Annotated in this window: 4 protein-coding genes and 1 pseudogene; 1 reads left to right on the top strand and 4 read right to left on the bottom strand. The window is 35.5% G+C overall.

What is annotated here, in order from left to right; all coding sequences use genetic code 11:
• From ACFIKH_RS08260 to ACFIKH_RS08275, 4 genes are all read right to left on the bottom strand, one after another.
• Nucleotides 1-536 (bottom strand): hypothetical protein (locus ACFIKH_RS08260; protein ID WP_375671452.1); only part of this gene is annotated, 536 nt, incomplete at its 3' end.
• 93 nt (nucleotides 537-629) lie between these two features.
• A complete protein-coding gene (locus ACFIKH_RS08265; protein WP_375627133.1) occupies nucleotides 630-1,331 on the bottom strand; it encodes a hypothetical protein in 702 nt (233 codons plus the stop codon).
• 84 nt (nucleotides 1,332-1,415) lie between these two features.
• On the bottom strand, nucleotides 1,416-2,186 hold the full coding sequence (locus tag ACFIKH_RS08270) for a hypothetical protein (RefSeq protein WP_375671453.1): 771 nt from the start codon (nucleotides 2,184-2,186) through the stop codon (nucleotides 1,416-1,418).
• A 1,607-nt stretch (nucleotides 2,187-3,793) separates the two neighbouring features.
• A complete protein-coding gene (locus ACFIKH_RS08275) occupies nucleotides 3,794-8,767 on the bottom strand; it encodes a DEAD/DEAH box helicase (RefSeq protein ID WP_375626913.1) in 4,974 nt (1,657 codons plus the stop codon).
• Nucleotides 8,768-9,751: 984 nt separating this feature from the next.
• Here ACFIKH_RS08275 and ACFIKH_RS08280 point away from each other — a divergent pair.
• A pseudogene (locus ACFIKH_RS08280) lies at nucleotides 9,752-10,135 on the top strand (ShlB/FhaC/HecB family hemolysin secretion/activation protein); the annotation flags it as partial.

Consider the following 10,135-nt stretch of genomic DNA (forward strand, 5'->3'; position numbering starts at 1 on the left):
TAATTATAAATTTTTGCATGGCTATAAATACAAGCCAAGCCAGAAACCTTGGCATGACCATAAACGCGTGCATAACTGAAAACCGTAGCATCATAAGAAACATGCGCATGGTCATAAATATGAGCATCAGCAAGAATGCGGGCACTACCATTCACATGAGCATACCCATAAATATTGCCATAAACATGAGCATTGCCATAGACAAAAGCATGGTCATAAACTTTAGCATATTGAGAGATAAAAGCTTTTCCATAGACTTCAGCATTGCCATAAACTTGACCACAGACTTGCGAAAAATGCCGTATTTTTGCATTTTCATACACTCTTGCATGACCATAGACACAAGCCTCATCATAGACCCAGCAATTGCCATCATGGGATAGGTTAACTTCCTTTTCAATAAAGCCGCCTAAGGACCCCGCCTTTACATCATCAAAATCTTTTAAAGCTTTAATGCGATAAAGGCTTATAATATTTCGAGTAAGAGCATGTTTGATTTTTTTGATTTCACTGGTTAATTCGTATTTTTTGCACATAGAGATACCCTCACAATTTAATGTGATAAACGTTTGCTAAAATTTGGAATGGAAAATTTAAAAGAGGGGCACCCCCGCCGCGCCCGCGCGTCTTTACGCTGCTTTATTTTCAACAATCTTTACAACGGTATCGTTTTCATAAATTTCACAATCTTCAGGAATTCCATATGCATAATAAAAGTTTTGTTTGACATATGAATAATCATTTCTTTTTAATCTTGCATTGCCATGTACCAAACCTCTAATGGTGTGATAACCAGTCACTTTTGCATTCCCATAAACAGAACCATAGACCTTAACATACCCACCCACGCTAGCATTGCCATAAACCTTGCCATAAATTTTTGAAGAGCTACTTACAACAGCATAATCATAAACCTCAGCCTTGCTATAAATGCGTGCACTTCCTGTTAATTTTGCATTCCCATAAACCCTTGCATATTGATAAACCCACACCTTATCAGAAAGATGCGCATTATCATAAACATGAGCTCCAAAATACACGCGGGTTTTATCATATACATGCGCATTGCCATAAACAAAACCACCAATGACAGCGTTGCCATATACCCTTGCATTTTCATAAACACGACCAGATTTTACAACACAAGCATTATCATAAACCCAGCAATTGCCATCATGAGAAAGGTTATCTTCCTTTTCAATAAAGCCGCCTAAATCACCAGCTTTAACATCAGCAAAGTCTTTTAAAGCACGAATGCGGTATAAAGTAATCCCTTTAACGTGACTTTCATTTATAAGCTCATATTTTTTAGATACATTTTTAGTGGTCATAGGTAGCTCCCTAATCTAATATTCAAACAAATTTTTAAATGAAATGGTTATAAGGAGGCGCCCCCGCCGCGCCCGCGCCGTTATTTACGCAGCATCACTTTCATATTCGCTGTTATCATCATCGTCATAATACCCTTCAAAATCAGCATAATACTCATGACGATAATAATCATCTTCGCTACCAAACTCAGGATATGCATCATCACAGATATCTTCATTAGCTGTTAAAGAGGCATTGCTATGAATATATGAAGAACCAGAGATAAGAGCATCACAAATAACGGCATCATCAAAAACACGTGATTCATCACAAATGTAAGCAGAGCCACTTATTTTTGCATTGCCTCCGACATGGGCATCATCACAAATGACAGCATTATCGGAAATATGAGCATGATCAGTGACACGGGCGTTATCATAAATTTGTGCATTGCCTTCAATTACAACGGCGTTGTTAGCATGCGCATTACCAGACAGCTTTGCATTGTCCTTTAATGTCATACCTTCAAAAATAGCATTCCCATAAATTTGAGCATTACCATAGACATCAACAAAAAAGCTTTTTACTTTAGCATTTCCAAAGACGCGTGCATTTTGAAAGACCCGAGCTTTATTATACACCCAGCAATTACCCTCATGAGATAAGTTGTTTTCATTTTCAATATACCCCCCTAAATCGCCTTTTTTGACATCATCAAAATCTCTTAAGGCTCTAATTCGAGTTAAGAAATGACCATCGATATATTCACAATCATCAATAAATTCGTATTTTTTTGCAGGCTCTTGTTGATTAACAGACGCGGTTTCATTTGCAATATTAGAGATAACGGGGGTGGTTTTTGAGATATTTGTCATAATTAAACCTTATCATAAAATTGTTTTTCAATTGACAGCTTATAAAAGCATCGGGTGTTGAAAAACACGGTGATAAGTCCGTTGCTTACACTTTTCCCATAAGGGTATTGTATGGTGTAAGCACACCCGACAAAATCACTATATATGCCAACGATAGCATAAAAGATAGTCAGTTTTTTAAAGACTTTGGAAAGGCTGTTTCGTAGTCTATCCGCTTATCAAAAAGTGTTTTTCAATCACTTGATTATTTATATAACAAAATACGTATTTATTGTCAAATAATATTTTATCTTTTTTGATATTTTTTCTTATTTTTTAAATACGTTATGTATTGATAATATCTTATGCTTATTAATTGCTTCTTTTATATTTATGTGCTTTTAAAGCTATATTATAGGTTTTATTAAACGATTGCGTTATTTTCTGAATCTATACATTTATAATATTTAGAAAAGCTCTCATTATGCGTATTTTAAACTTTATAACCTATCAATTTTGTTGCTAAATAAATTTTAAGATTTCTGTTAATTTCTTTTAATAACACATTTTAGACTTAACAGCCTTTATAGGGACTGTCTTTATAAACAAATGCTTTCATTTGCATTTTTGCTTTCTCTATAGTTGTTATGTTCTTTATAGCCATGGCATCATTTTTCATGTTCATAAGAGAAATGATAAATAGGATAATTGCGATTTATTGTCTGTTATGAAAACACTTATGAAAACATCTCAATAGAAACTGATCATTATAGAGATCAGTAAAATCCCTTTTAATAGACCGTGTCAGTGTTGTCAGTTCCTTTTAGACCTTCTATTATTTTTTTTATGAGTAAAAATTAAAAACATTATATTTCAATAGGTTAGTATTTTAAAAACATAACTCATATCACTATTACAATCTTTAAAGATAACCAATGATGTGAATTGATTAAAACTTGTCAGTTATGTGTCAGTAAATTGAACTGACAAAATAGATTATTTTAGTGAGTGATTAAAATGTGCTTTATGAAAAGCATATGATCTTTTAAAGCCTTTCAAAAGATAGCTTGTAACTCATATGAAATGCTATCAAGACCATTATGGTTATGAGTTTTGAAGATTTTGAGTATTTTGAGGGTTCCTTTTACGCCCCTTTATATATTATTTTTCAATCAAAAATAAAAGTTATTATATTTCAATATGTTAATGTTTTAAATAAACAACCCATATTACACACAACACGTAAATACAATCTGTAATATATATAAAAAGGGGTTTTGAAGGTATTTTGAGGGTTTGAGAAACCTTCAAAACCTATAAGTAATATAAGAAAATGAATATACATAGCTCTCTTTAAACAAAGCTATCATTTTAGATTACGATATAACCTCTTAAAGGCAATGTAAAAGAAGCGTATTCACTTTAAGATGGGATTTCTTAAAAGTCTTAAAGCAATTCAAATAAGAGTATTTAAAAGTGCAAATGATTTCTTTTTAGAATAACGCATACAAACACTCCTTTTAAAGATTGTATGTAAGCAATTTATAAAGAGGGTATAGAACCTATAGGTTATAAGACCTTATACCCCTTTGTGAGGTTAACATGCCTATCATCTGAGCATGCCAAATCTATTCAGTTTCTCTCATTTCTAATTTTGGTAGTTTTTTTACGATTTTCATTGTTTCTAAACTTACGGTAATAACTCTTTGAAACAACTCTAGAGGGTAGGCAGGGTTGCCAATGGTTTCAACAGCATAGCGATTGGCATCATTAACAATGCCGCTCTTTTTATCAGTCTTTACACATTGCCGTTCCATAACCCATTCAAGAGCGGGTTTACCATTGACGATATATTCATAAGCTTCAAGAGGGATATCTGTCATTGTGACATTGCTGTTGTAAAAAACTGTCGATTTATCTTTTACTTTACTATTCCCAAAAAAATTCATTTCTGTAACATAATAGAATTTTTCAGGATTAGGGATATCAGTGAGTTTTGGATCACCTTTTTTAAAGGTTACAGGATAAGGTTCTACAGTTTCATAGTTCATATGCAAATGCCCCAGTTCACGCCCTGCAGTTACAAATTTCCAAAAATCTTCAGTGCTCTTTACACAAGGGATACGAGGCAATTCTTTAGAGAGGTTATCAGCATAACGGGTGCGGTAATCTTCTGAATGCAAAATCCCGTAAACATAATAAAATAGATCATCTTTAGTGATAGTTTCATTAGGATAAGCGGCTTTAAAATGTGCTAATCCTTCATCCGTAATGGCATCACGGCGTTGTAAACCAGCTGTTTTGTTTTCCTCTATAGAGTTTGTAAATAAATGGGATTGCTTTTCACTTTTCTCTTTTAAGGATACAATATCTTCATAAAGATATTGCGGAAAGCATTGACCGTTTTCTATCACCTGATAATCAGACACAGCTTTAATCATAAGAACAGAAAAGGTTTTTTTTGCTCCTATGCCTGTAAGTTGTATCATTTTATTTTCAACTGATTTTCCTATAGGAAATATACATGGCATTATGGAAACTCTATCGTTGAAAGCACGATTATAATAGAGCCATTGTTTTGTAAAAGGGCGATAAATACTTTGAATAAAGCACGTCTCCTCGAACTCAAATAATTTTTCTCTTATAAATTCTCGTTTAAGAGTACTACTCCAACTGATCTTTGTAGCATCAGCGTTAACGAAATTGTCTATAGCCTTTTCACGTATTTTGCGATCAACATGTCCATAAGCTTCGTTAAAGCGCTCCACTTCGCTATTATAGAAGTTAATCATGTTGTACATGTTTTTTGATAAAGCATTACGACTTGAGTTGTATGCCCACGCATCACGACTGGTTAGAACGCCACAGGAATAAGTTTCAAAAAGCTTTGTATCATGACCTTTCTTAACACCTAAAGCTAGAAATGTCTTGAAACTGTCATCACGTTGATTTATCCAATCATTATGCCTATCCGGTGTAATTATTTGCCAACCTTGTTTACTCCGTGTAATACCATTAATGCTACCAAATTTTTTAATTGTCTTAAGCTTTTCTTCTCTATTGAGATAATCTCCAATATCACGGAAATATATTTTCCCATGTTGTTGTGCATTTGGATTTTTAACCAAAATAGAAATCGCTATAGGGGCACGAGAACCTTCACCAAAAATTTTTCCACCTTCTTTGCGAGAAAGTTCTCCAGAGGTTCGTTGATTACCACGTAAATGAAAAATATAAAGGCTGCTAAATTCTTCAACGAGGCATTTGCGTAAGCCATCCATAGATTTTGTATCTATAAAACTTGCATTTGTAACAAAACCAATCACACCACGGTCTTTTATACGGTCACTTGCCCAGCGAATGGCGCGGATGTAACTATCATAAAGCGCCTGCATAAGACTTGCTTTTGAATGAGCGGCATAAGTGTCACCAATACGTTTATTTAATATGGGATAGGGAGTGTTCTTTGCATTGTCGTTTTCGCTTTTTTGTCCTATCGAATAAGGAGGGTTACCAAAAATAACTTCGATATCCAGTTTCTTTTGATGCTCTAAATATTCACTGTTTTCTTTGAATAATTTTTGCAGCAGATTCTTTTCTTCAAGCATCCGAAACGTATCAGTCAAACCAATATGCTTGAAAGGGATATATTCTCCTTTCATGATACTATGATAGGTCGATTCAATGTTAATCGCTGCTATGTAATAGGCAAGTAAGACAATCTCATTGGCATGGATATCATAACGGTATTTATATTCCATATCCTCTGGTTTGATGAGATCTGATTGTAAAAGCCGTGTAATAAAGGTACCCGTTCCCGTGAAAGGGTCAAGAATAGAGACACCCCGTGAACCAAGGCTTTTTCCAAATTCATTGCGTAAAACATCATCAACAGAATGAATGATAAAATCCACAACCTCAATGGGCGTATAAACAATTCCTAATTTTTCTACCGTACGCGGAAAAGCATGACGGAAAAATTCATTATAAAGCTTTACAATTAAGTTTTGTTGTGCTTCAAGACTTGTAGTTCCTCGTGTGTAAAATTGTACATTCCTAGAGATAGTTCTGAAATCTTGAGATTCTTCTTTAAGAGTAACTTTATCAAGGATATTAAGTACACGTTGTAAAGCACAAGAGACGGGATTTTCTTGAACAAACTGATGCCCCTCAAACAAAGCATCAAAGACTGGACGCGTCACAAGATGTTGTGCAAGCATTTCAATCGCATTTTCTTCGGAGAGGGTCGTGTTTAAATTGTTACGTAATTCGGTCATAAAACCATTAAACACCCGCCGCGTTTCCGTTTCTGATTTTGTTAAAACTTCGGTTAAGCGTGTGATATGATTTTGAGCAAGATCAGCAACATTGGTTGCCCATCTTTTCCAATAGCTAGGGTCGTAATTTCTCTTAACAATAGCTGCTCTAATGACATCCGGATATTGAGAAAAAAGGGATAATTCTTCTTCTGGTTTATATCCGTGAAAGGATTCATAAGTTGGTGATCCAATGTTCAGTCCTGAATATTCTGATTTTGAGCGTATAGGTAAGTCATCAATAACCACAGTTGTATCTTCTGAGGTAGCCTTTTGAGAAGGAACAATAATATCAAGGGCATAGCTTACGTCCTGTTTTATGGACATATGGTGGATTATTTTATTAAAACTCTCATCATGGGCACGCAAAGCATTGACGACTTGCCAGATGACATCATATTTTGGATTATTTTCCAAGGCTTGTACTGGTGGAATGCCAGCCGGTACTCCAACGGGTAGAATGATATAGCCTCTTTTCTTACCCTCTGCTCGACGCATGACACGGCCTATTGCTTGAATAATCTCAATTTGACTTTTTCGCGGGTGTAAGAATAGAACAGCATCAAGAGCAGGAACATCAACACCCTCAGAAAGACAGCGTACATTGGTTAGCACACGACACGTATTTTCCCCCGCATCTTCCTTTAACCAGTCAAGTTGTTTTGTACGCTCTTTAGCACTAAAGGTTCCATCAATATGGGCAAGAGTACAGTTAAGAGGGGGAGTATCTTTATAGTTTTTATGAAGGGCGTGCAAAGATTCTTGAACTTTTTCTTTTTTGAATTCCTTGCATATGCGTTTAGAAGTATCAATATCTTTGCAAAATGCTAAAGCTCTACGCATGGGATTGGGGTCATCTTCAAGATCAAGTTTCAGATCCATTTTGGTAAGGGCTCTATAACAGCCATTAATCTTGGTCCTATCGTCAAGAATAAGTTCATAATTCTTATCGGTAATAAGATGTTGAATGGATTGGCTTACTTCTTTTTCATTGACAACTAATATGATAACTTTACAAGGTGATAACAGTTTATGTTCTAGAGCTTCCGCAAATGTATAATGATGCAGTTCTTTGCCATAAATTTTTTCGTCATCCATAGAGGCAAGAACAGTATCAGATAGGTCAGCTTTCCTTTTTATCTTATCTGTAAAGATTTTGGGGGTTGCTGTCATATATAGACGTTTTTTACCCCGAATGATTCTGTTATCATGAACCTTGATAAATTCAGATTCACGCTTGTCTGTTCCTAACACAGCCCCAGTTGTTCTATGTGCTTCATCGCAAATGATTAGATCAAATTCGGGTAAACCATGCTCTTTTTGCGCATCTGAAATCACTTGGATAGAATGGTAAGTTGAAAACACCACCGTCATTGCATCTGCTAGGTTTTCGCAAGCTTCTTTGGCAAGGGTTTGGGCATCCGTGGTAGCAGGGAGAACAAGATCTGATGTTTCCATGCCAACAATATCATCTTGGTTCTTACGACGCTTGCCTACTTTTGTATCCGAACACACAGCAAAAGAACGCAAAGGTACTTGTGCATCGGCTGTCCATTCACGGATTGTTTGTGAGACTAAAGCCAGAGAAGGGACCAGAAACAAAACACGCTTGCCTTTCCCAGCAAGGGTTTCTGCTATCTTCAAACTGGTGAAAGTCTTCCCCGTACCACATGCCATGATCAGCTTGCCACGGTCTGCTTCTTTTAAACCTTCACAGACTTTCTTGATGGCTTCTTCTTGATGGGAACGAGGCTCTTTGGTTGATTTCAGAACCACTTCTTGTTTTGTTGCAAATATTTGCCAATCTATCCGACTGTTTTCCATATGACGAAGGTCAATGCGATAAACGGGTATCGCTTGTCCTTTAATCATGGTATTCACATTGTCACTTAATTCCACTTCTGTGCTGTCAACGAGAAGACGATATTTAAAGATGTCTTTTCCAGATGCCGCGATAAAGCTATCAATATCCTTTTTACTGATCTGATGGTCTGCCTGATAAAACTTACATTGAATAGCGACATAACCCTCTTGATTGCGAAGTTTGGCAACCAGATCAATGCCGATATCATTTTTATTCCAACCTTCACGCTCTTTCGCCCATTCATAATAGCTCTCAACTTTTTCATATCGCCCATAGTGGAGAGGGTCATACATAAGATATTTTGTCACAAAATCTTCAAATACTTTCCCCCGTAGAGCATTTGATGTTGCCTGTTCACGATAGGATTGTAAAAGGGAGTGTAAAGTGATGTGTTTGTTATCATACTTAATAGATTGCAGCATATTGTAATAAAAATCCCTTGCCTTATGATATGATCAATAATCATCAAAAGAATCAAAACGAATTCAATTAAATGCATTTAAAGCAAATAACGATAAAAATGGGAAAAAACTGCTAAAAAAGCCGATATTTTTTCAAAAGGGGTTTAAAAGGCTGTTTATCAACAGCCCATGGCATAGGATAAGATCAGCAAAGTAGTAAAATTTGCTGTTCGTTTCACGTGTTCATCAAGACAAATGAACTATGTGCTTTTAAAATATCATAATGAGTATTTTGATAGGTTTTATGAGTCACTAAAATAATCTAATTTGTCAGTTTAATTTACTGACACAAACTGACAAATATATATTATGGATTGTATTTAAGGTTGTATTGTCGATATAGGTTGTATCGTTAAAATGCTAACATATTGAAATATAATGTTTTTAATTTTTTCTCATTTAAAAAAATAATATAGGCTCTAAAAAGAACTGACAACACTGACAGCACTGGACAAAACTCTTCTGTTCAGATCACTCAGATCATTGTCTTTGGAGAACGGTTGCTTAATGCGCTGTACAGAGAGTTTTGCCTATTTGAGTAGAAAGTTTTAAAAGAGGTTTCTTTATTGTTTTCTATGATGGTTTTTGACGACAGGATGTTCTTGATCGCATGATGTCTCGTTTATATGCGTGTTGAGTGGCTTAGAGGAGCTGGAGAGTGAATTTATCTCTAATTATTGATAAATATATTGTAGCATTAAACTGGGGATATTGAAAACTGGGGATATTGATGTATTAACCATTGACGGGCTAAACAGTTTTGTTTAGAGGTTTCTTTATATAAATGTGGGGGAGAGATCTTCAGCAGTTAAAATAAAGTGGTTTTTTTAGTGTCACTTTTCTTTGGTAACAGAGGCATGTGCTTTTGTTAAAAGCGTCATAGGGCAGTGGCTGTTTTGAGTGGACTTATTAGAGGTTCCATGAAGTTCTTTTAAAGAGTGCTTCATGAATAGTGCAAAGCGGGGGCAATTTGTATTGTTATTGATATTTTTACGCCAGAGTTCTCTTTTGAGAATTTTTCGTGCCATTGTTGTTTTCTTTGGCTTGTTTACAGGTGTAAGTGTTTATGCGCGCTCCTCAGCTATTTTTCATTCCCCAACCGATAATTTTTCTCGCCAACAATCTGAGAAGCAGCAATTAGAAAGAATTGAGAAATTACGGTCTTTAACGCCTAAAAGGATAAAGACGCCTTCAGAGCGAAATCCAGAAACGCTTTTGGGTGGGAAGCAATGTTTTCCCATTCATGCTCTTGTTGTTGAGGGAGTGCATCATGTCAAAAAGCGCTCTATATCAGCCGTAACAGAGCCTTATGTTGGAAGATGTATCGGT

Source organism: Bartonella sp. SD1336NMGDW, from assembly GCF_042193565.1.
Lineage (GTDB): Bacteria > Pseudomonadota > Alphaproteobacteria > Rhizobiales > Rhizobiaceae > Bartonella > Bartonella grahamii.